The sequence below is a fragment of the Enterobacter sp. fkY84-1 genome (assembly GCF_052974705.1).
On the sequence record NZ_CP169393.1, the window covers coordinates 1,939,351 to 1,961,815 of the forward strand.

The 22,465-nt window shown below is 56.4% G+C and carries 24 protein-coding genes; 15 read left to right on the plus strand and 9 right to left on the minus strand.

Features of this window, described 5'->3' with window-relative positions; genetic code table 11:
- Positions 1 to 22 precede the first annotated feature (22 nt).
- The 9 genes from ACEPLT_RS09230 (at position 23) to ldtE (ending at position 9,102) form a co-directional block, all read left to right on the plus strand.
- A complete protein-coding gene (locus tag ACEPLT_RS09230; RefSeq protein WP_032674613.1) occupies positions 23 to 1,243 on the plus strand; it encodes a diguanylate phosphodiesterase in 1,221 nt (406 codons plus the stop codon).
- Between the two features lie 188 nt (positions 1,244 to 1,431).
- Complete coding sequence (locus ACEPLT_RS09235) at positions 1,432 to 2,160, plus strand: MerR family transcriptional regulator (RefSeq protein ID WP_008500632.1); 729 nt, start codon at positions 1,432 to 1,434, stop codon at positions 2,158 to 2,160.
- Positions 2,161 to 2,473: 313 nt separating this feature from the next.
- Positions 2,474 to 2,842: a Fe-S cluster assembly scaffold SufA gene (sufA, locus tag ACEPLT_RS09240; RefSeq protein ID WP_008500631.1), complete on the plus strand. Its 369-nt coding sequence runs from the start codon at positions 2,474 to 2,476 to the stop codon at positions 2,840 to 2,842.
- A gap of 8 nt (positions 2,843 to 2,850) precedes the next feature.
- Positions 2,851 to 4,341, plus strand: coding sequence for a Fe-S cluster assembly protein SufB (gene sufB / locus ACEPLT_RS09245; RefSeq protein ID WP_008500630.1), 1,491 nt, complete (start codon positions 2,851 to 2,853; stop codon positions 4,339 to 4,341).
- Positions 4,342 to 4,350: 9 nt separating this feature from the next.
- The gene (sufC, locus tag ACEPLT_RS09250; RefSeq protein WP_204624043.1) at positions 4,351 to 5,097 is read left to right on the plus strand and encodes a Fe-S cluster assembly ATPase SufC; all 747 of its coding nucleotides are present in this window, start codon (positions 4,351 to 4,353) and stop codon (positions 5,095 to 5,097) included.
- Complete coding sequence (sufD, locus tag ACEPLT_RS09255) at positions 5,072 to 6,343, plus strand: Fe-S cluster assembly protein SufD (RefSeq protein ID WP_232928772.1); 1,272 nt, start codon at positions 5,072 to 5,074, stop codon at positions 6,341 to 6,343. The genes sufC and sufD overlap by 26 nt, the downstream gene beginning before the upstream one ends.
- Entirely contained in the window at positions 6,340 to 7,560 is a 1,221-nt protein-coding gene (sufS, locus tag ACEPLT_RS09260) for a cysteine desulfurase SufS (RefSeq protein WP_045406260.1), read from the plus strand. Before sufD ends, sufS begins: the two co-directional genes overlap by 4 nt.
- Positions 7,561 to 7,574: 14 nt before the next feature.
- Positions 7,575 to 7,991, plus strand: coding sequence for a cysteine desulfuration protein SufE (gene sufE, locus ACEPLT_RS09265; protein ID WP_008500626.1), 417 nt, complete (start codon positions 7,575 to 7,577; stop codon positions 7,989 to 7,991).
- 97 nt (positions 7,992 to 8,088) lie between these two features.
- The gene (gene ldtE, locus ACEPLT_RS09270) at positions 8,089 to 9,102 is read left to right on the plus strand and encodes a L,D-transpeptidase LdtE (RefSeq protein ID WP_045336088.1); all 1,014 of its coding nucleotides are present in this window, start codon (positions 8,089 to 8,091) and stop codon (positions 9,100 to 9,102) included.
- Between the two features lie 60 nt (positions 9,103 to 9,162).
- Here ldtE and lpp read toward each other — a convergent pair whose 3' ends face one another.
- The 5 genes from lpp to ACEPLT_RS09295 all read right to left on the minus strand — a co-directional run bounded on the left by lpp (position 9,163) and on the right by ACEPLT_RS09295 (position 14,026).
- Positions 9,163 to 9,399 carry a murein lipoprotein Lpp gene (gene lpp, locus ACEPLT_RS09275; protein WP_001082307.1) on the minus strand — a complete coding sequence of 79 codons (237 nt, stop codon included), beginning with the start codon at positions 9,397 to 9,399 and terminating at the stop codon, positions 9,163 to 9,165.
- Between the two features lie 309 nt (positions 9,400 to 9,708).
- Positions 9,709 to 11,121 (minus strand): pyruvate kinase PykF, encoded by a 1,413-nt coding sequence (pykF, locus tag ACEPLT_RS09280; RefSeq protein ID WP_008500621.1) that lies wholly within the window; start codon positions 11,119 to 11,121, stop codon positions 9,709 to 9,711.
- A 7-nt stretch (positions 11,122 to 11,128) separates the two neighbouring features.
- On the minus strand, positions 11,129 to 11,425 hold the full coding sequence (ynhH, locus tag ACEPLT_RS09285) for a protein YnhH (protein WP_418251755.1): 297 nt from the start codon (positions 11,423 to 11,425) through the stop codon (positions 11,129 to 11,131).
- A gap of 73 nt (positions 11,426 to 11,498) precedes the next feature.
- Entirely contained in the window at positions 11,499 to 12,644 is a 1,146-nt protein-coding gene (locus ACEPLT_RS09290) for a trans-sulfuration enzyme family protein (RefSeq protein ID WP_021241113.1), read from the minus strand.
- An 11-nt stretch (positions 12,645 to 12,655) separates the two neighbouring features.
- Positions 12,656 to 14,026 carry a pyridoxal-phosphate dependent enzyme gene (locus tag ACEPLT_RS09295; protein WP_196095951.1) on the minus strand — a complete coding sequence of 457 codons (1,371 nt, stop codon included), beginning with the start codon at positions 14,024 to 14,026 and terminating at the stop codon, positions 12,656 to 12,658.
- Positions 14,027 to 14,426: 400 nt separating this feature from the next.
- Between ACEPLT_RS09295 and ACEPLT_RS09300 the strand changes: the two genes are divergently transcribed.
- From ACEPLT_RS09300 to fumD, 4 genes are all read left to right on the plus strand, one after another.
- Positions 14,427 to 15,449 carry a methionine ABC transporter ATP-binding protein gene (locus ACEPLT_RS09300; RefSeq protein WP_021241114.1) on the plus strand — a complete coding sequence of 341 codons (1,023 nt, stop codon included), beginning with the start codon at positions 14,427 to 14,429 and terminating at the stop codon, positions 15,447 to 15,449.
- Complete coding sequence (locus ACEPLT_RS09305) at positions 15,442 to 16,110, plus strand: methionine ABC transporter permease (protein WP_008500617.1); 669 nt, start codon at positions 15,442 to 15,444, stop codon at positions 16,108 to 16,110. The genes ACEPLT_RS09300 and ACEPLT_RS09305 overlap by 8 nt, the downstream gene beginning before the upstream one ends.
- Positions 16,111 to 16,258: 148 nt before the next feature.
- Positions 16,259 to 17,071, plus strand: a complete 813-nt coding sequence (locus ACEPLT_RS09310; RefSeq protein WP_008500616.1) for a MetQ/NlpA family ABC transporter substrate-binding protein — start codon at positions 16,259 to 16,261, stop codon at positions 17,069 to 17,071.
- A gap of 110 nt (positions 17,072 to 17,181) precedes the next feature.
- The gene (gene fumD, locus ACEPLT_RS09315) at positions 17,182 to 17,391 is read left to right on the plus strand and encodes a fumarate hydratase FumD (RefSeq protein WP_023343959.1); all 210 of its coding nucleotides are present in this window, start codon (positions 17,182 to 17,184) and stop codon (positions 17,389 to 17,391) included.
- Here the strand turns inward: fumD and ACEPLT_RS09320 are convergent.
- Genes ACEPLT_RS09320 through ACEPLT_RS09335 form a run of 4 tightly spaced genes read right to left on the minus strand, consistent with a single transcriptional unit; the run spans position 17,372 to position 20,466 of the window.
- Complete coding sequence (locus tag ACEPLT_RS09320) at positions 17,372 to 18,058, minus strand: amino acid ABC transporter permease (protein WP_232928773.1); 687 nt, start codon at positions 18,056 to 18,058, stop codon at positions 17,372 to 17,374. The genes fumD and ACEPLT_RS09320 overlap by 20 nt on opposite strands.
- A complete protein-coding gene (locus ACEPLT_RS09325) occupies positions 18,042 to 18,818 on the minus strand; it encodes an amino acid ABC transporter permease (RefSeq protein ID WP_232928775.1) in 777 nt (258 codons plus the stop codon). The genes ACEPLT_RS09320 and ACEPLT_RS09325 overlap by 17 nt, the downstream gene beginning before the upstream one ends.
- The gene (locus ACEPLT_RS09330; protein WP_046091741.1) at positions 18,818 to 19,633 is read right to left on the minus strand and encodes an amino acid ABC transporter ATP-binding protein; all 816 of its coding nucleotides are present in this window, start codon (positions 19,631 to 19,633) and stop codon (positions 18,818 to 18,820) included. Before ACEPLT_RS09330 ends, ACEPLT_RS09325 begins: the two co-directional genes overlap by 1 nt.
- A gap of 2 nt (positions 19,634 to 19,635) precedes the next feature.
- A complete protein-coding gene (locus tag ACEPLT_RS09335) occupies positions 19,636 to 20,466 on the minus strand; it encodes an ABC transporter substrate-binding protein (RefSeq protein WP_072253605.1) in 831 nt (276 codons plus the stop codon).
- Between the two features lie 245 nt (positions 20,467 to 20,711).
- Here ACEPLT_RS09335 and ACEPLT_RS09340 point away from each other — a divergent pair, with 245 nt between their 5' ends.
- Both ACEPLT_RS09340 and ACEPLT_RS09345 read left to right on the plus strand, forming a co-directional pair.
- The gene (locus ACEPLT_RS09340) at positions 20,712 to 20,879 is read left to right on the plus strand and encodes a hypothetical protein (RefSeq protein ID WP_008500610.1); all 168 of its coding nucleotides are present in this window, start codon (positions 20,712 to 20,714) and stop codon (positions 20,877 to 20,879) included.
- 144 nt (positions 20,880 to 21,023) lie between these two features.
- A complete protein-coding gene (locus tag ACEPLT_RS09345; protein ID WP_032674619.1) occupies positions 21,024 to 22,430 on the plus strand; it encodes a DUF1996 domain-containing protein in 1,407 nt (468 codons plus the stop codon).
- The last annotated feature ends 35 nt before the right edge of the window (positions 22,431 to 22,465 follow it).

Consider the following 22,465-nt stretch of genomic DNA (forward strand, 5'->3'; position numbering starts at 1 on the left):
ACCCTAACCCCCCAGGAATAGCATGCTCACAACCATCATTTACCGCAGTCATATCTGCGAGGACGTTCCAGTGAAAGCGCTGGAAGCAATGGTCGCTGCTGCAAATCGTAAAAATCGGCAATCCAATGTCACGGGGATCCTGCTGTTTAACGGCACACATTTTTTTCAACTGCTTGAAGGGCCGGTGGAGCACGTTTCGGCTATCTATGAGCAGATCTGCAACGACCCGCGCCACCATAACGTGGTCGAGTTAATGCGCGATCACGGCCCTGTCCGGCGTTTTGGCAACGTGGGTATGGAGCTTTTTGATTTGCGCCACTTCGACCGGGACGAGGTGCTGCAGCAGATACTTAATAAGGGGACGACACGCTACCAGCTGGCCTATAACGATCGCCCTCTGCAGTTTTTCCGCACCTTTGTCGAGGCCACGGAAAAAGCGAACTATTTTGAACTGCCGCCTGCGGATACATGGGATTTCGTACGCGAAGAGACGCGTTTGTCCGCACAGCCTGAGGTGGTCGCGAAAGGGGCGGATTGCAGCTTCGCGTTCCAGCCGATAGTCGATCCGTTTATGCAGCAGGTTGTCTCCTGGGAGGCGCTTCTCCGCACCCCGTCCGGCGACTCGCCGGGGGCCTATTTCGCCAGCCTTCCGCAGGAGGAAGTGTACACCTCTGATTTGCAGAGCAAGCAGGTGGCTATGTCTATGGCCAGCGCGCTGGGGTTACAGGACCAGACGTTATCCCTGAACCTGCTGCCTATGACGCTGGTTAACATTCCCAACGCCGTGGATTTTCTGCTCACCGCGATTGAAGCAAACGGGTTTGTACCTGAGCAAATCGTGGTGGAGTTCACCGAGAGCGAAGCCATTTCCCGTTTTGATGAATTCACGGATTCGGTCAGGCAGTTAAAAAGCGCGGGTATCAGCGTGACGATCGATCACTTTGGTGCCGGTTTTGCCGGGCTGCAGCTGCTGGCCCACTTCCAGCCTGACAGAATTAAGATTAATCGCGATCTGGTCGCGAACGTGCATAAAAGTGGCCCCCGACAGGCCATCATTCAGGCGATCATCAAATGCTGTTCCTCGCTTGAAATCCAGTTCTGCGCGGTGGGGGTAGAGAAGGCAGAAGAGTGGATGTGGCTGGAATCTGCGGGAATTTCCCAGTTCCAGGGGCATCTTTTTGCCAGCCCCCGGCACGGCGGGATTCCAGCCATTGCCTGGCCGGAGAAAAAGTTCGAATTGTGATAAAGCTGTACACAATCTGGCAGTCGTTACTGTACGAACGGTAAATTTTATACAACAATGTATTAACAGGTGGATGGGGTGGTAAGCCATTCACCCGTTCAAAATGCGGTCTTAGTTATACAAATGGTTTGTACAATCTGATAAGGTTGGTGCAGTTAGGTATGGAAGTTCTGAGCGTGAGGGAGTTAATGGCCTATTACAGTATCGGCGAAGTGGCCGAACGATGCGGTATCAACCCCGTTACGCTGCGTGCCTGGCAGCGCCGTTATGGATTGTTGAAGCCGCAGCGCAGCGAAGGGGGCCATCGTCAGTTTGACGATGAAGATATCCTGCGTATAGAAGAGATCAAACGCCTGATGAAGAGCGGCGTTTCGGTCGGGAAAGTAAAAGCCTTGCTGGAAAACAAGGAAGTGTTGACTCAGGGCAACTGGGTCTCGTTCCAGGAAGAGATGATGACCGTTCTGCGCTACGCCAGCCCGGCAAAGCTGCGCGCCAAAATTGGTGAGTTCCGCCGCGATCACCCGATAGATTCCCTGATTGACAATATCATTTCTCCCGTCCGTCAGCGGATGAACCAGGACCAAAATACCGTGCGACACATGGCGAGCCTGTTAGACGGTGTCCTGATTGAATTCGCGATTGCAAGCCTGGCGGAGTCCCGTAAGAAAGCCGGTAAAGACGCTCTCCTGATCGGCTGGGAGTGCGATGACCGCACCCATCTGTGGCTCGAAGCCGCGCGCTTAGCGCAGAAGGGCTGGCACATTGACGTCCTGGCAGAACCGATTGATTCGCCGCGTCCTGAACTGTTCCCGGGACAAAAAATCTTCGTCTGGACGGGGAAATCGCCAACGCCTCGACAGCAGGAACAGCTCGACCACTGGCGTGAACAGGGGTTTGCTGTCTCATTTCATCATTAAGTGTAAGAGGCCTTGAGGGCCTTTTTTTATTTTTGTCACTTTCCATGCAAAAGCTATCTCAAAAATAGGCATTTCCAATGCATATTTTACGTTTCTCCTCTCCTGCCCGAATGCCACAACGAAATGCATTATTAATCAATGTATTGAACAATTAAATCCATCCTGCCTGCATCCTGCCACAGGGTCTATGCTTAATAAAAGTAGGCAAAAAGGGCGGTTTAGCCGAATGCCCCTGCTGACAGAGGGTTGAAGTGATAATCGTTATCACTAACATGGTGTTATGCCCTGATGGCTTATCAGATGAGGTGGACCTATGGAACTGCATTCAGAAACCTTTAATCCTGCCGATTTCGCCTGGCGCGGGTTAACGCTCACGCCGGCTGCGGCGGCACATATTCACGAGCTGGTGGCGAAAAAGCCCGAGATCCTTGGCGTGCGTTTAGGTGTCAAACAGACCGGCTGCGCAGGTTTCGGTTACGTGCTTGATACCGTCACCGAACCCGAGAAAGATGACCTGGTGTTCGAGACCGACGGCGCAAAATTGTACGTCGCGCTGCAGGCCATGCCCTTTATCGACGGCACCGAAGTGGACTACGTCCGCGAAGGCTTAAACCAGTTATTCAAATTTCATAACCCGAAAGCCCAGAACGAATGCGGCTGCGGCGAAAGCTTTGGGGTATAGGCGGAACTATGTCTCGTAATACTGAAGCAACGAGTGAAGTAAATACCTGGAGCGGCGGGCACCTCAACTATAAAGAGGGGTTCTTCACCCAGCTGCAGACCGATGAGCTGGCAAAAGGCATCAATGAAGATGTCGTGCGGGCGATCTCGGCGAAACGTAACGAGCCCGAGTGGATGCTGGAGTTTCGCCTGAGCGCCTACCGCGCCTGGCTGGAGATGGAAGAGCCGCACTGGCTGAAAGCGCATTATGACAAGCTGAACTATCAGGACTACAGCTACTACTCCGCGCCCTCCTGCGGCAGCTGCGATGACACCTGCGCCTCGCAGCCCGGCGCGGTGCAGCAAACCGGCGCGGAGAACAGTTTCCTCAGCAAAGAGGTAGAAGAAGCCTTCAACCAGCTGGGCGTACCGGTGCGCGAAGGAAAAGAGGTGGCGGTGGACGCCATTTTTGACTCCGTCTCGGTGGCGACGACCTACCGCGAGAAGCTGGCAGAGCAGGGGATCATTTTCTGCTCCTTCGGCGAAGCGATTCACGATCATCCTGAACTGGTGAAAAAGTACATCGGAACCGTGGTGCCCTCTAACGACAACTTCTTTGCGGCGCTTAACGCAGCGGTGGCCTCGGACGGCACCTTTATTTACGTGCCGAAAGGCGTGCGCTGTCCGATGGAGCTTTCCACCTATTTCCGCATCAATGCCGAAAAAACCGGCCAGTTCGAACGTACCATTCTGGTCGCGGATGAAGGCAGCTACGTCAGCTACATCGAAGGGTGTTCCGCTCCTGTGCGCGACAGCTATCAGCTGCACGCGGCGGTGGTGGAGGTCATCATCCATAAAGACGCCGAGGTGAAATACTCGACGGTGCAAAACTGGTTCCCGGGCGACGGCAATACCGGCGGCATCCTGAACTTCGTGACCAAGCGTGCGCTGTGCGAAGGCGAAAACAGCAAGATGTCGTGGACCCAGTCCGAAACCGGCTCGGCCATCACCTGGAAATACCCGAGCTGCATCCTGCGCGGGGATAACTCCATCGGCGAGTTCTACTCGGTGGCGCTCACCAGCGGCCATCAGCAGGCCGATACCGGCACCAAGATGATCCACATCGGTAAAAACACCAGATCGACCATCATCTCGAAAGGGATTTCCGCCGGACACAGTCAGAACAGCTATCGCGGGCTGGTGAAAATCATGCCGACGGCGACCAATGCGCGAAACTTCACCCAGTGTGACTCGATGCTGATTGGCGCTGACTGCGGGGCGCATACCTTCCCATACGTCGAATGCCGTAATAACACGGCCCAGCTGGAGCACGAGGCGACCACGTCACGGATTGGGGAAGATCAGCTCTTCTACTGCCTGCAGCGCGGGATCAGCGAAGAGGATGCCATCTCGATGATCGTAAACGGCTTCTGTAAGGACGTGTTCTCTGAACTGCCGCTGGAATTTGCCGTTGAAGCCCAGAAACTCCTCGCCATTAGTCTTGAACACAGCGTCGGTTAAGGAAAGCACATGTTAAGCATTAAAGATTTACAGGTCAGCGTAGAAGATAAAGCTATCCTGCGTGGCCTCAATTTTGACGTCAAGCCGGGCGAAGTCCACGCCATCATGGGGCCGAACGGTTCCGGGAAAAGTACGCTTTCTGCGACGCTGGCGGGACGCGAAGATTATGAGGTGACCCACGGCTCGGTCGAATTTAACGGCAAAGATCTGCTGGAGATGTCGCCGGAAGACCGCGCGGGCGAGGGCATCTTTATGGCCTTCCAGTATCCGGTAGAAATCCCCGGCGTCAGCAACCAGTTCTTCCTGCAAACCGCGCTCAACGCGGTGCGGAAATACCGGGGGCTGGAGGCGCTCGACCGCTTCGACTTCCAGGATTTAATGGAAGAGAAAATCAAGCTGCTGAAAATGCCGGAAGATTTGCTCACCCGCTCGGTGAACGTCGGTTTTTCCGGCGGCGAGAAAAAGCGTAACGACATTCTGCAGATGGCGGTGCTGGAGCCCGAGCTGTGCATTCTGGATGAGACCGACTCCGGTCTGGATATTGACGCCCTGAAGATTGTCGCCGACGGGGTGAACGCCCTGCGCGACGGCAAGCGCTCGTTTATTATCGTCACCCACTACCAGCGCATTCTGGACTACATCAAGCCGGATTACGTCCACGTGCTTTACCAGGGGCGCATTGTGAAATCTGGTGATTTTAAGCTGGTTAAACAACTGGAGGAGCAGGGTTATGGCTGGCTTACCGAACAGCAGTAATGCGCTCCAGCAGTGGCACCGGCTGTTTGAGGCGCAGGGTAATACGCGCTCCGAGCAGGCGCAGCAGCATCTGCAGCAGATGCTGCGTCTTGGCCTGCCGACGCGTAAGCATGAGAACTGGAAATACACCCCGCTCGATGGCTTGCTGAACGCCGAGTTTGTGACCCGCCTGGCGGATCTCACGCCTGCGGAGCGTGACGCGCTGGCAGTGGGCGTGGATGCCGTGCGCCTGGTGTTTGTCGACGGTCAGTTCCGCCCTGAGCTGAGCGACACGCTCCAGGAGAGCGGATTTGAGATTGAGATAAACGACGATCGCCAGCGCCTGAACGCCCCGGTTCAGCCTGAGGTCTTTCTGCACCTGACCGAAAGCCTGGCCCGCAGCGTGACGCATATCGGCGTGAAGCGTAACCAGCGTCCGGCCAAACCGCTGCTGCTGATGCACATCACTCAGGGTCTGGACGGTGACGAAATCAATACCGCGCACTATCGCCACCATCTTGAGCTGGCGGAGGGGGCGGAGGCCACGGTCATCGAACACTACGTCAGCCTCAATGAGACACGTCACTTTACCGGGTCGCGACTGACGATGAACGTGGCGGCGAATGCCCAGCTACACCACATCAAGCTGGCGTTTGAGAATGCGAAGAGCCACCACTTTGCCCATAACGACATTGTCCTGGGACAGGATGCCGCCGCGTACAGCCACAGCTTCCTGCTCGGCGGGGCGGTGCTGCGCCACAACACCAGCACGCAGCTTAACGGTGAAAACACCACGCTGCGCATCAACAGCCTGGCGATGCCGGTTAAATCGGAAGTGTGTGACACGCGCACCTGGCTGGAGCACAACAAAGGCTACTGCAACAGCCGCCAGCTGCACAAAACCATCGTGAGTGATAAAGGGCGCGCGGTGTTTAACGGCCTGATTAACGTGGCGCAGCACGCCATTAAAACCGACGGGCAGATGACCAACAACAATCTGCTGTTAGGTCGCCTTGCAGAGGTGGACACCAAGCCGCAGCTGGAGATCTACGCCGACGACGTGAAATGCAGCCACGGTGCGACGGTCGGGCGAATCGACGACGAGCAGATGTTCTACCTGCGCTCGCGCGGCATCGACCAGCAGGCGGCGCAGAAAATGATTATCTTCGCGTTTGCCGCCGAACTGACGGAAGCGCTGCACGATGGTCAGTTAAAACTGCAGGTGCTGGATCGGATCGGTCAGCGCCTGCCTGGAGGCGAAGCATGAGTTTTCCCGTCGAAAAAGTACGGGCAGATTTCCCGGTTCTGACCCGTGAAGTAAACGGTCTGCCGCTGGCCTATCTGGACAGCGCGGCTAGCGCGCAGAAGCCGAATCAGGTGGTGGATGCCGAAGCCGAGTTCTATCGCCACGGCTATGCCGCCGTGCATCGCGGTATTCATACCCTGAGCGCCGAGGCGACCCAGCGGATGGAAAACGTGCGCACGCAGCTTGCCGCCTTCCTTAACGCCCGCTCGCCGGAAGAACTGGTTTTTGTTCGCGGGACCACCGAAGGGATCAACCTTGTTGCTAACAGCTGGGGCAACGCGCAGGTCCACGCGGGGGATAACATCATCATCACCCAGATGGAGCACCACGCCAATATCGTGCCGTGGCAGATGCTCTGCGAGCGCGTGGGCGCCCAGCTGCGGGTGATCCCGCTAAACGCTGACGGGACGCTTCAGCTTGAGCAGCTTGACCTCTTGCTGGACGACCGCACGCGGCTGGTGGCGGTTACCCAGGTCTCCAACGTGCTGGGGACCGAAAACCCGGTGGCGGAGATCGTCGAGAAGGCCCACCAGGCGGGCGCAAAGGTCCTGATTGACGGCGCGCAGGCGGTGATGCACCACGCGGTTGACGTCCAGGCGCTGGACTGTGATTTCTACGTCTTTTCAGGCCACAAGCTCTATGGGCCGACCGGGATTGGCGTGCTGTATGTGAAAGAAGAGATCCTGCAGGCGATGCCGCCGTGGGAAGGGGGCGGGTCGATGATCGCCACCGTCAGCCTGACGGAAGGCACGACCTACGCGCGCGCCCCGTGGCGTTTTGAGGCGGGCACGCCCAACACCGGGGGCATTATCGGGCTGGGGGCGGCGGTCTCTTACGTCTCTGCCATCGGTCTTGATGCCATTCAGGAGTATGAACAGCTGCTGATGCACTACGCGCTTGCAGAGCTTGCCAGCGTGCCGGATTTGACCCTCTACGGGCCTGCCAACCGGCAAGGGGTAATCGCGTTTAATCTTGGGAAACACCACGCCTATGACGTGGGCAGTTTCCTCGATAACTACGGCGTGGCGGTCCGCACCGGGCACCACTGCGCCATGCCGCTGATGGCGTTTTACCAGGTACCGGCAATGTGCCGCGCATCGCTGGTGATGTACAACACGACGGAAGAGGTCGACAGGCTGGTGGCGGGGCTGAAGCGCATTCATCAGCTGCTGGGCTAACGGAGAGGCGAAAGATGGCAGAGCTGCCGGACAAAGATAAATTACTGCGCAATTTCTCGCGTTGCGCAAACTGGGAAGAGAAGTATCTCTATATCATCGAGCTGGGACAGCGTTTGCCGCCGCTCGGTGAAGAGGCGCACAGCCCGGAGAACAGTATTCAGGGCTGCCAGAGCCAGGTGTGGATTGTGATGGCGCAGTCGGATGACGGCACGATCGAATTGCGCGGCGACAGCGATGCCGCCATTGTAAAAGGGCTTATTGCGGTCGTCTTTAGCCTTTACCAGCAGATGTCGGCGCAGGATATCGTCGCGTTCGATGTCCGTCCGTGGTTTGAAAAAATGGCCTTAACCCAACACCTCACCCCGTCCCGCTCTCAGGGACTGGAAGCGATGATTCGCGCCATCCGCGCCAAAGCTGCAATCCTTAGCTAGACTTACAGAACAGCATTCATTCTGTTTCGCGAGGTGGTTCCCGCCTCGCTGGTTTTTCAGCTTTCTGGCGTTCTGTCAGTGAATAAGGAATCTCTGCATGAAGCGCGCGTCTCTCATTACTCTATTACTCCTCAGTTCGCTCGGCGCCCTTCATTCGGCCCGCGCGATGGACTATCCGTTGCCGCCCGCAGGCAGTCGTCTGATTGGGCAAAATCAAACCTACACGATACAGGAAGGAGATAATAAGCTGCAGACCATCGCCCGCCGGTTTAATACGGCGGCGCAGGTGCTCCTGGAAACCAACAATACCATTGCGCCGGTAAACCCTGCGCCGGGCACCGTGATAACCATTCCGTCGCAAATGCTGTTGCCGGATACGCCCCGCGAGGGGATTGTGGTGAATCTTGCTGAGCTTCGGCTCTACTACTTCCCGCCGGGGCAAAATATTGTTCAGGTTTATCCTCTGGGTATAGGGCAACTGGGGCTGGAAACGCCGGTGACGACCACGCGGGTGAGCCAGAAGATCCCGAATCCCACCTGGACACCCACGCCGGGCATACGAGCACGTTCTCTGGAGCAGGGCATTAAACTGCCTCCTGTGGTCCCTGCCGGGCCAAATAACCCCCTGGGACGCTTCGCACTGCGTTTAGGCGTGGGGAATGGGGAATATCTCATTCATGGCACCAGCGCGCCGGACAGCGTTGGCCTGCGGGTCAGCTCTGGCTGTATGCGGATGAACGCCCCGGATATTAAGGCGCTGTTCGAACAGGTGCGGGTGGGCACGCGGGTGCAGATTATCAATGAACCCGTGAAGTTCTCCGTGGAGCCGGATGGTAAACGCTATATTGAGGTCCACCGTCCGCTGGCGCAGGTAGAAGGGGAAAATCCGCAGGTCTCGCCCATTACCCATTCCGCCGACTTTGCGGCCTTTGTTTCTCAGGCAGGAAGCGATAAGGCGCTGATTGATAAAGCGCTTTCACGTCGTGCCGGGATCCCGGTTATCGTGTCGTCCGGTAGCGGCCCGTCAGCCAGCAATAGCGTGTTGTCGGTGCAGAACAGCCGGGTGTCTGCTGCGGTGGCGGAAGATGAAGGGGAAAGGGTGACGCAGTAGGCGTTTGACGCAGGCAAAAAAAATGGCGCACAATGTGCGCCATTTTATTAACAGGTACTATTACTTACGGTATTTAGTAGCCTGGTTGTCCAGACGCTGGTTAGCGCGAGCTGCGTCGTCTTTAGCAGCCTGAACGTCGGAACGCATTGCGTTCACGTCGTTGCTCAGCTGGTCAACTTTAGCGTTCAGAGTCTGAACGTCAGAAGACAGCTGATCGATTTTAGCGTTGCTGGAGCAACCAGCCAGCAGAGTAGAACCCAGGATTACCGCGCCCAGTACCAGTTTAGTACGATTCATTATTAATACCCTCTAGATTGAGTTAATCTCCATGTAGCGTTACAAGTATTACACAAAGTTTTTTGGGTTGAGAATATTTTTTTGATGGGAATACACCTATTTTTGATCGTTCGCTCAAAGAAGCACCGAATCAGCCCTTTTCGGGCAAAAATCTAAGGAAAAAAAGGCATTTATCATCGGATTCATCTTAGATAATTCGCAATTAAATAGAAAAACCCGATTTGCATTTTGAATGCGTTTGGCTAATGCCGGGAATAAAAAAAGCGCCCAATGGGCGCTTTTTATCCAAATTAATTCGTTCGGGAATTATTACAGCACGTGAACAGATGCGGTATTGGTGGTGCCGCTTGGTACCAGGGCGCCAGAAACCATGACCACAACGTCGCCTTTCTGTGCCAGACCGCTTTCCAGAGCCAGTGCTTTACCCTGAATGTAGAAATCGTCAGTAGAGGCGATCTCTTTAACCAGGTGCGCAACGACGCCTTTGCTCAGCACCAGCTGACGAGCGGTGGTTTCGTTGGTGGTCAGGGCCAGGATGGTCGCATCCGGGAAGTATTTACGCACGGCGCGCGCAGATTTACCGCCCTGAGTAGCAACCACAATCAGTGGTGCTTCCAGTTTCTCAGCAGTTTCTACCGCACCGCGGCATACTGCTTCGGTGATACGCAGCTTGCGGCTGTCGTTGTTGAAGTCCAGACGGCTGGTCATCACGCGGTCAGTACGTTCACAGATGGTCGCCATGATGCCGACCGCTTCCAGCGGGTATTTACCTTTCGCGGATTCACCGGACAGCATAACCGCATCAGTACCGTCGAGGATGGCGTTTGCCACGTCGCCTGCTTCAGCGCGGGTTGGGCGTGGGTTTTTGATCATGGAGTCCAGCATCTGCGTGGCGGTGATAACCACTTTACGCGCGCGCACACACTTCTCGATCATCATCTTCTGCGCGAAGATCACTTCTTCAACCGGGATTTCAACGCCCAGGTCACCACGTGCAACCATGATGCCGTCAGACGCTTCGAGGATTTCGTCGAAGTTGTTCAGGCCTTCCTGGTTTTCGATTTTGGAGATGATCTGGATCTTCTCGCCGCCGTGTGCTTTCAGGTGCTCACGGATTTCAACCACGTCGGAACGCTTACGGATGAAGGAGGCCGCGACGAAGTCAACGCCTTGCTCGCAGCCGAAGATCAGGTCCTGTTTGTCTTTTTCAGCCAGGGCTGGCAGCGCGATGGAGACGCCCGGCAGGTTAACGCCTTTGTTTTCGCCCAGGTCGCCGTTGTTCAGCACTTTACAGATAACTTTGTTGCCTTCGATAGCGGTGACTTCCATACCGATCAGGCCATCGTCGACCAGCACGGTGTTACCAACGGACAGATCGCTGGTGAAGCCTTCGTAGGTCACTGCAACGATTTCGCTGTTGCCGATAACGGATTTGTCGGTGGTGAAGGTGAAGGTCTGGCCCGCTTTCAGAGAGACGTCGTTACCGCCTTCCAGCTTGATGGTACGGATTTCTGGACCTTTGGTATCCAGCAGGATGGCCGCTTTTTTACCGGTCTTGCTCATCACGTTGCGCAAGTTCTGGATGCGCTGGCCGTGTTCTGCGTAGTCGCCGTGGGAGAAGTTCAGACGCATCACGTTCATGCCGGCATCCAGCATTTTGCTCAGCATCTCTTCAGATTCGGTTTTCGGGCCGATAGTACAAACAATTTTCGTCTTTTTCATGACAGTCTTAGTCTTTAAGTTGGGAAGGATATGGAAATCTCGCTCCGGGGGCGCACCGCCGCGGAGTCAAACCTGTGTTGCAAAAGAGTATATGACACGCACTAAGGATAGGAGACATCAAATGAGCGTGCAGAAGAAAGTGTGCCTGAGTGACAGCCCAACGAAGGAGAGGAGAAGTTGTACGTTGTTTTTTGTATTCCAAGCGCTGAAACCATTCACCAGGGATTAGGCGCGCATTATACGCTGATTTTAAGATAAAAGGAAAATGGAAACGGTGTTTCAGAAATAATCTGTGCTGTTTCACATAATATTGTTATCAAGGCGTTAAGCCATGATGACAACTTATCGCGGCAGGTGAGGGACCTGCCGCACTTTGCTTATTTTTGCAGCGCCTGGCTGAGGTCGGCAATCAGGTCTTTAGGATCTTCAATCCCCACCGACAGGCGGATCAGCTGCGGCACAATGCCGTTTGCGAGGCGTTGCTCCAGCGGAATCGAGGCGTGGGTCATGCTGTAAGGCTGGCTCACCAGACTTTCCACGCCGCCCAGGCTTTCCGCAAGGGTGAACAACTTCAGGTTGCGAATCACCTCGGTGGCGCGTTGCGCATCGCCTTTTACCACGACGGAAATCATGCCACCGGGCAGCGCCATCTGCGTGCGGGCAAGCTGGTACTGCGGATGCGATTCCAGTCCTGGATAGTACACGTTTTCGACCAGAGGATGCTGCTCCAGCCATTGCGCAATCGCCAGCGCGTTGGTGCTGTGCTTTTCGACCCTCAGCGCGAGCGTGCGAATACCGCGCAGCGTCAGGAAGCTGCTGAACGGATCCAGAACGCCGCCCACCGCGTTTTGCAGATAGCCGAGCTTGTCCGCCAGCGCCTTGTTATCGCCCACCACCGCCAGCCCGGCCACCACGTCAGAGTGGCCGTTAAGGTATTTAGTGGCCGAGTGCACCACGATATCGAACCCGGACTCCAGCGGACGGTGGATCACCGGCGACGCGAAGGTGTTATCCGCCACGCTGATGACGTTATGACGACGGGCGATCGCCGCGATGGCCGCCAGATCGGCCAGCTTCAGCAGCGGGTTGGTTGGCGTTTCGACCCAGACCATACGCGTTTCCGGGCGAATGGCGGCCTCGAGCCCGGCCAGGTCGTCCGGTTTGACCCAGCTGACCTGCAGCCCGGTGCTGCGCTTGCGCACGTTTTCAATCAGGCGGTACGTCCCGCCGTATACGTCATCAATGGCGACAATATGGCTGTCTTTATCCAGCAGTTCGAGCACCGTGGAGATGGCCGCCAGACCGGAAGCGAAGGCGTAGCCGCGCGTGCCGCCCTCCAGTTCGGCGATGGCGGTTTCCAGCGCATGGCGGGTGGGGTTGCCGCTGCGGGAGTACTCATAGCCGGTATGCTCCCCGGGCGCGGGTTGCGCAAACGTCGAGGTGGCGTAAATTGGCGGCATAACGGCGCCGTGCTGGTCGTTGAATTCGCCGCTGTGAACGCTGAGGGTGGCCAAATTTTTCATCATTGATTCCTTTATTGCTGTAGACGGTTGCGCCAGGCGGTCAGAACGTCGCTGCGCGTAATCAGACCGAGAAAACGGTCGTTGTCATTAATGACGGCCACCAGGCCGCGGTCGAAGATGGCGTGCAGGGCGCTTTCCGGCGCGTGCTTGTCAAGGAACTCGACCTGACGCGTCATGGCTGCCGTCACCGGCAGCGCGAAGCGATCGCCATCGCCGCCGATATGTCGCAGGAGATCCCACTCGTCGATAATGCCCACCACCTTGCCGTCCTCCAGCACCGGCAGCTGGGAGATGTCATACAGACGCATGCGCGCCAGGACGGTGGAAAGCGTGTCGTCCGGGGCCGCGGTGACGGTGGCACCTTCGTCGTGGCGCAGGGCGATGTAGTCGGAGAGATCGCCGGCCTGAGGACGCGTGATCAGCCCCTGCTGTCGCATCCAGTCGTCGTTGAACATCTTCGAGAGATATTTATTGCCGCTGTCGCAGGCGAAGGTCACCACGCGCTTCGGCGTGGCCTGCGCCTGGCAATACTTCAGCGCGGCCGCCAGCAGCGTGCCGCTGGAGGAGCCCGCCAGAATGCCTTCCGTTTTCAGCAGCTCGCGCGCGGTGGTGAACGCTTCGCGGTCGGTGATGCGCCAGGCGCGATTCACCCCTTCAATGTGGGCCAGCGGAGGAATAAAGTCTTCGCCAATTCCCTCAACCAGCCAGGAGCCCGCGTCGTGGTAGCGTCCGGTTTCCACCTGGTCGGCGAGAACGGATCCGGCCGGGTCAGCCAGGACAAATTCCGTGTGCGGAGAGTGCTCGGCGAACCACGCCTGCAGGCCGCCCAGCGTGCCGCCTGAGCCGACACCCACGACGATGGCGTCGATCCTGCCGTCAAGCTGTTCATACAGCTCAGGCGCCGTGGTGGTGCGGTGCGCCAGCGGGTTGGCTTCGTTGTTGAACTGGTCGATGTAAAACGCGCCCGGCAGTTCGTTAGCCAGACGCTGGGCATAATCCTGGTAATAGGCAGGATGGCCCTTGTTAACGTCGGAGCGGGTCAGCACCACCTGGGCACCCAGCGCGCGCAGGTGGAAAATCTTCTCGCGGCTCATTTTGTCCGGCACTACCAGGATCAGCGAGTAGCCTTTCTGGGCGGCGATCAGGGCCAGGCCGAGACCGGTATTGCCCGCCGTGGCCTCAATTATCGTGCCGCCAGGCTGCAGCTGGCCGGTACGTTCCGCTTCGTTAATCATCGACAGCGCAACGCGATCCTTAATCGACCCGCCCGGATTCTGGTTTTCCAGCTTCAGAAAGAGCGAGCAGGGACCGGTATCAAGCTTATGCAGCTGGATCAGCGGGGTACGACCAATCAGTTCGGTGACGGAGTGATAAATCGTCATGATGTTTTCCTTTCTGGATGTCATGACGGGATGATAGGGCGGTGAAATTTTCTCAATAAAGAACCATTCACTGCCGTTTAGAACAGAAAGGAATATAAATGCCATTTCTGGATGGCAGGACAGCAAGACGTAAAGTTGTCTGGAAGTGAGGATGGCTATATCGGGATAAAATGCTGCAAAAATGAGCGTTTTTTGCGCCCGTCCGCCAGCAGATATGCATCCGGCAGATAATCATTGCTGAAATTGGTCTAAATGCTTCCCACCCGGTAAATCCGCTGTTTATTGCCGAAAGTTATAACACATTCTTTTTTGTTCATTTAAAAGCTGATAACGCCTGTTTACTATCGTTTGGACATCCATACTGCTAAACCGCCACGGGCGGCACGGATAACGAATAAGAATGATAGTTCTCAGCAATATTTCGAAGGTTTTTGACAACGGAAAGGTGGCGCTCACGGCCGTTGATAATGTCAATTTGACGATAGCACAGGGACAGATATACGGGATCATTGGTTACAGCGGAGCAGGTAAAAGTACGCTTATCCGCCTGCTGAATGGTCTGGAAAAACCGAGCAGCGGCAGCGTAACCATCAACGGGCAGAACATTTCTGCCGCAAAAGGTGAAGCACTGCGCCAGGCGCGTCTGAAGATCAGCATGGTGTTTCAGCACTTCAACCTGCTGTGGTCGCGCACGGTCAGCGAGAATATTGCGTTCTCGATGCAAATTGCTGGCGTACCGAAAGCCGACATTAAGGCCCGCGTGGCCGAGCTTATTGAACTCGTTGGCCTGAAAGGTCGCGAGCATGCTTATCCGTCACAGCTGAGCGGTGGGCAAAAGCAGCGCGTGGGCATTGCGCGTGCGCTGGCTAATCGCCCGGATGTGCTGCTCTGCGATGAAGCTACCTCCGCGCTTGACCCGCAGACCACCGATCAGATCCTCGATCTGTTGCTGGATATTAACCGTCGTTTCAGGCTGACCATCGTGCTGATCACGCACGAGATGCACGTGGTGCGCAAAATCTGCGACCGCGTGGCGGTGATGGAGAACGGTAAAGTGGTGGAAGAGGGAGACGTGCTGAGCGTCTTTACCCATCCGCAACAGCCGATTACGCAGCAGTTTGTCCGTCAGGTGAGCCAGTACGCTGAAGAAGAAACCTTCAATACCGAACTGGCAAACGATCTGGAAGGCACGGTTATCAGGCTGACCTTTACCGGGCACAGCACGCACAAACCGATTGTGGGCGAACTGACGCTGCGCTACGGCCTGCCGTTTAACATCCTGCACGGAAAAATGACCCAAACCGCTCACGGCGTGTTTGGTCAACTCTGGGTGCACGTCGTGGCATCTGATGAACAACTGAACAATATCCTCGCCGACCTGCAGCACAGCGATATTGAAGGCGAGGTGATTAAACATGGCTGAGAATCTCTTTCCGCATCTCAAGTGGGATCAGCTCTGGGCGGCGACGCTGGAGACGCTGTACATGACTGCGCTGTCCGGCGTAGCGACCTTTGTACTAGGCATCGTGCTGGGTCTGGCGCTGTTTTTAACCGCGCGCGGCGGATTGTTCCACAACCGCACGGTGTATAGCGTCATTTCGATTGTGGTGAACGTGTTCCGCTCGATTCCGTTCATCATTTTGATTGTGCTGCTGATCCCGTTCACCAAGACCGTTGTCGGCACCATTCTTGGCGCCAACGCGGCGCTGCCGGCCCTGATTGTGGGTGCCGCACCGTTCTACGCACGCCTGGTGGAGATCGCCCTGCGTGAAGTGGATAAAGGCGTGATTGAAGCGACGCGCTCGATGGGCGCACGACTGAGCACGCTCGTGTTTCGGGTTTTACTGCCGGAATCATCACCCGCACTGGTCTCGGGTATTACGGTGACGCTGATTGCGCTGGTGAGCTACAGCGCGATGGCGGGGGTGATTGGCGCCGGTGGTTTGGGAAATCTGGCTTATCTGGAAGGATTCCAGCGCAACCATGGTGACGTCACGCTGGTGGCAACGGTGACCATTCTGATCATCGTTTTCATTATCCAGTTCTGCGGCGATGTCATTACTTCACTGTTAGATAAACGCTAATACCCATCATATTTCGAGCCTCAGGCGCGTTGGCTGCATTCGTTCACCCCAGTCACTTACTGTATGTAAGCTCCTGGGGATTCACTCACTTGCCGCCTTCCTGTGACTCGAACTATTTAGGGTAACAACAACACACAGGAACCACATCATGAAAAAGACACTGACACTGATCGCCGCTGCAACCCTGAGCGCCCTGAGCTTCGCCTCCTGGGCCGACACCCTGACCGTGGGCGCGTCCAACACGCCGCATGCGGAAATTCTGGAGCAGGCAAAGCCGATTCTGGCAAAGCAGGGTATCGACCTGGAGATTAAACCGTTCCAGGACTACATTCTGCCGAACACCGCGCTGGCGGGTCATGACATCGACGCGAACTATTTCCAGCACATTCCTTACCTGAACAGCGTGCTGAAAGATCATGCGGGCGATAAAGACTACGATTTTGTCAGTGCGGGCGCGATCCACATTGAGCCAATCGGTATCTACTCCAAAAAATACAAGTCGCTGAAAGACCTGCCGGAAGGCGGCAAAATCATCATGCGTGACGCGGTTTCTGAAGAGGGGCGTATTCTCTCCATCTTCGAGAAAGAGGGCGTGATCAAGCTGAAGCCGGGCATCGATAAAGTCACCGCGCGCATCAGCGACATCGTCGAGAACCCGAAAAAGCTGAAGTTTACGCCTAACGTGGAAGCGTCTCTGCTGCCGCAGATGTACAACAATAACGAAGGCGACGCGGTGGTGATTAACGCCAACTACGCGATTGACGCCGGTCTGGATCCGGTTCATGACCCGATTGCGGTAGAGAGCGGTGAAAACAACCCGTACGCTAACATCATTACCGTGCATCGCGGTGACGAGAAGAAGAAAGACATCGTCGCGCTGGTGAACGTGCTGCACTCGAAAGAGATTCAGGACTGGATCCGCACCAAGTACAAAGGCGCGGTCATTCCAGTAAACAACTAATTGACTGATTTTACAGATGAAGCCCGGCGAGTCTCTCGCCGGGCTTCTTTTTTGTATCCGGCAGGAGAATCATTTAAGCTCAACGTTTAACAGGCAATGGAGTGATGACGATGGGTAACGTGACCAAAGATGAAGCGCTGTACCAGGAGATGTGCCGGGTGGTCGGAAAGGTGGTGCTTGAGATGCGTGATTTAGGGCAGGAGCCAAAGCATATTGTCATTGCCGGTGTTCTGCGTACCGCGCTGGCGAACCAGCGCGTGAAACGCAGTGCATTGACAACCGAAGCGATGGAAACGGTGGTTAAAGCGCTGGCCGGGTAAGGCGCCAGCGCTTCGCAATCTGCTCAAGCGAGCAGCAGAGCAGGTAATAGACCACGCCCGTAAAGATAAAAATGGCCGCCGGGTAGATTTGCACCCGGTTGTTGACCTGTCCCGCCACCGTGGCCAGCTCCGGGACGTTCACGATAAACGCCAGCGACGTATCCTTCAGCAGGCTGATAAAAATCCCCACCAGCGACGGCAGAATATTCCCCAGCGCCTGCGGCAGCAGCACGCGCCACAGGGTTTGCTGCGTGCTGAATCCCTGTGACAGCGCGGCTTCGAACTGCCCGGTCGGCAGCGCGCTCAGCCCGGCCAGGACCGAGTGCATCACGGTGGCCGCCGTAAACCAGGCCAGCGCCAGCGTGACGGTCAGCGCTCCCGGCAGATCGCCCCCGGTGATGAGCGGCAGGAGATACCACATCCAGAAAATCACGAAGATGAGCGGGATCCCGCGAATCAGCTCTGCCCATAAAAAGAGGGCTTTGCGCACGAGCCCGGTAAAGCGCCAGGCCAGGCACGCGAGCGCAATCCCCGCGGGCAGGGCGATAACGGCTGCTCCAGTCGCCATCATCAGCGAGAGCAACACGCCCCCCGGTTCACCGGCTGCCGCGCGTCCCCACAGCAGATAATCGAGGTTATCGGTGATGACATTAAGTCCGGCAATCATGTTTTTCACTCCCTGTGGTGGCGACGATCGGACGTTTACGTTTCGCCTGCGGCCCAAGGCGAACCAGCACCATTCCCATGACCAGACCGGTCAGGAGATAGAGTGCGGTACCGAGGGTAAATGCCTCCAGCGCGTGCGCGTTATAGCTTTCGATCTGCCTGACCTGGTAGGTGAGCTCGGCGAAGCCAATCCCGCTGGCGAGCGAGGAGAGCTTCATCAGGTTGAGATACTGGCCCACAACGGGCTGCCAGGCGTTAGCCAGCCCCTGCGGCAGCAGAATGTAGCGAAACAATCGCCACGTGGAGAAACCCTGGGCGAGCGCCGCCTCCCGTTGCCCGGCTGGCACAGACCGCAAGCCTGATTCCACTTCTTCGATTAAAAACGCCGAGGTAAATACGCCCAGCCCCCAGGCAGAACATAAAAATTCGGGCGTAAACCACCAGACGTCGCCGGGCAGAATGGACCAGCTGTGATCGGCGTTGACCGCGTCGCGAAACGCCTGCGGCAGGCCGTTCCAGGCGGCAAAATACCAGAACAGCAGCTGCACCAGCAGCGGGGTATTGCGAAACAGCGATACCCAGCCGCTGACGATCGCTTTCCCGACGCGTCCGCCTGAAAGGCGCAGAAGCATAAAGAGCAGTGCGAGCAGGCTGGCCAGCACGATCCCCGCCAGCGTCACCCACAGGGTGGTAAGAAATCCGGAAAGTATCCACTGCAGAGGCTGTCCGGTCAGTACTCCCTGCCAGTCGAGCGCGGGCATTACAGATGCTCCTGATGCAGCGGGTCCAGCACCTTTTGCAGGAACCGCTGCGCGCGCGGATGCGCTGGCTGGCTGAAAAACTGTGCCGGCGGCGCGGTTTCCAGAATGTGCCCGCCGTCGATAAAGACAATCCGGTCGGCGATTTCCCGGGCAAACTGCATCTCGTGGGTCACCACGATCATCGTGATCCCGCTGTGGGCGAGGGCTTTCATCACAAACAGCACTTCACCAATCATCTCGGGATCGAGTGCCGACGTCGGCTCGTCAAAGAGAATGATTTGCGGTGACGAGGCCAGGGCGCGGGCAATCGCCACCCGCTGCTGCTGTCCACCGGAAAGCTCAGCCGGGTAATGGTGGGCTTTTTCCAGCATCCCGACTTTCTCCAGCAGGGCCAGCGCGCGCGCCTGAGCGGGCAGCGGCTTCCAGCCGTGGACGTGCTCAAGCGCCAGGGTGATGTTCTGGCTGGCGGTGAGGTGGGCATAAAGATTGAACTGCTGAAACACAAACCCCACGCGGCTTCGCAGCTGGCGCAGCCCGCTACCGGAGAGCCTGCCGGTAGGCTTGTTGTCGACCAGGATCTCTCCGCCGCTCAGGGGTTCAAGCTGGTTGATAAGACGAATCAGGGTGGATTTACCGGAACCCGACGGGCCGAGGATGGCAACCACTTCACCGGGCGTGATGGTGAGGTTAATGTCGTTTAAAACCTGATGGTCACCGTAGCGTTTGTCCACGTGGCGAAACTCGACGCTGGCCTGTTCCAGATGTGAAAAATCCGCGGCACCGGCCGCGGAGTGGGAAAATAAACCTGAGAGCATCATTATCTGGCTTCTATTTTAAAGGCGCGGGGCTGTGGAGCAGGGGTGCCAGGACCAAACCAGACGTCGTAGATTTTAGCCGCCTGACCGGTCTTCTCGAGATTAACCAGCTCGTCGTTAACGGCTTTCAGCAGCGCCGTTTCACCTTTCTTCACCCCCACGCCAATCTCTTCTTTACTGAGCAGGTCGGGCAGAATTTTGAAGTTGGCTTTGTCCGGCGCCTGCGCCAGCAGACCGGCCAGAATGGTGCTGTCCTGAGTGATGGCCTGTACGTTGCCGTTGCGCAGTGCGGTCAGCGCCAGGGGAATGTCGTCATAAGAGAGGACGCGGGACTGCGGGAAACGCTGGTGCAGCGCCTGCTCGCCCGTTGTGCCTTTGACCGCGCCAATGCGCGCCCGGCTATAGTCATCGAGCTTGTCCGGTGATTTCGCCGGAACCAGGAACTGCTGGCCAGTGACGAAGTAAGGCGTCGAGAAATCAATGACCTGTGCGCGTTCCGGGGTGATAGTAATATCCGCCACGATCAGGTCGGCTTTGCCGGACTGCAGCAGCGGAATGCGGTTGGCCGGATTGGTGGCAACCAGTTCAAGCTTCACGCCGAGCGATGTTGCCAGCGCTTTGGCGAAGTCCACGTCGTAACCCACGATCTCATGCGTTTTGGCATCAATCGAGCCAAACGGCGGGTTGGCATCAAACGTGGCGACTTTCACCACCCCTGCTGCCTTGATATCCGCCAGCTGATCGGCCTGCGCCTGCGCTGAAAACAGGCCCCAGGCTGCCACTACGCCCAGAACCAGCGTCCGTTTTTTAAACCCTTTCATTTTTGCTGCCATAGTCATACGCCATCCCGTTGTTTTTGTTTTACCCCGTTACGCTCCCATAAGGGAAAGCTATCGCCAAATAAGAAATCATTCTTTGCTATGAGCAAAAAAGCATTAGTGAACAAGGTGTTAATGAAGCGTGAAAAGGACGGGGCGCTATTTGCAGATCCTGCACATCGACAGTGGATTTTGGTATTTCCCCTGCACGGGATTGGGGTGCTTAACTGAAGGCAGATACGGCGAGAGAGGGTAAGACGATGAAAAAATGGATCAGCACGTTACGGCGGTTTTTTGCGACCCGACCAGCGAATGCGGAGAACAGCGCGCAACGTGTTCTTGAGTCGATACTGCCTGTCGCCAGCCTGTATGGCGTAGACGTTGCCAACATTGACCCGGAGTGGTTCCATGATAAAACGCCACGCTGAACTGCGCCGCACGCGCGAAACGTACTGGAATGAGGTGTGCGTGACGTCTGTAAAGCCTCAAAAGACGGAAAAGTACGCTCTGAATCATTCGGTTAATTAGCCCGCTTTTGTTACCAATGTGTCCTTTCAGTCATGGAGAAAATGATGAAACGGACAACGTTAACACGCGCGCTTTCTGTCCCTGCGCTACTTTTCACAATTCATGCGGCACACGCCGCACCGCAGGCGCATGTTGTTTGCGGCTATTCCCATACCCTTGGCGATGACGCCATTATGATGTACGGCATGCCCAACGAGGCCATGCTGCACGACTTCTTCGGCAACGTGCAAACGGATGCTGACTCCAGCCGTGAATCCCTGCGCCGGGATGAAAAGACCACCTGCGATAACAAAGCCGACAGCTCTGCCTACTGGGCACCTTCGCTTCGCCTGCCTGACGGCACGGTCGTCAAACCGGCGTATCAAAAAACCTATTATCAGGCATCGAACGTGGACGCCTGGCCGCTACACCCTTTCCCGGCGGGGCTGTCGCTGCTGGCGGGCGACCATCACGGTAGTGCGCCGAATCCACATATCACCTTTTTATGTGCCAACGGCAAGGGTTACACCACCAAAACCGGTGAGGTCTGCGGCTTGCGCAAGGCGAACGATGCCGTGCAGTTTAATATCGGCATTCAGTTTCCTAACTGCTGGGATGGAGTGAACCTGAAGCCTGCCCATGGTCTGATTAACGCCACCTACGACGTCAAGGGGCAGTGCCCGTCCACCTTCCCGGTGAAAATTCCCACCGTGAACATGAACATTGCTTACGTACTCCCGACGATTAGCTCGCTTGATACCAGCAAAGTGCAGCTCTCCATGGACCCCATCATGCACGGCGATGAGCGAGAAGAGCGGTGGGGTAGCCTGTATACGGCGCATGCAGATTTTATGAACGGCTGGACGGAAGACGCCGCGCGCTTTATGACGGACCTGTGCATGAACCGCGGGTTAGATTGTGGCACCACCGTCCCGTATGGTTATTCCAGAGCGAAGGCCAACGTCTGGCTCAGCAGCCTGGAGCCAGACCTCTCCCAGCCCGAACCGCAGGTTTTACTGGTGCAGGATAACTGGCAGAACGGGGGACGAACGAAAAACAGCGAAACGCTGTCGCTGGTGAAGTTCCACATTCCCCCTCTGCCTGCCGGGCAGGATCCTTCGCAGTTTACATACCGCGTGCGGATTTATGGCGGCAAAGTGGAAACTAACGGTGCCGATCAGATCTTCTTCTATCCGGCCAGCAATGACTGGGATCCTGCTACCGTAAGATGGGCCTCGCGTCCGGCCTGTAACTATCGCTCCGACGCAGTGCTCTATCTGAACCATTCTCGTGAATACCGGATGGTGAACGTGGACAAAGCCGTGCGCAAGGCGCTGGCGGAAGGAAAAACCGAAGTCTCGTGGTATATTGGCGGTGACCGCCAGGGGAATCATTACCAGTTCGAACCGGCGTCTTCATCAGAAAGCCTGGTTCTGATGCTAACGGGGTTTAAAAAGACGCCTGAGCTGTAATCTTCCCCGCAATGAAAAAAGCACCGGTTTTCCGG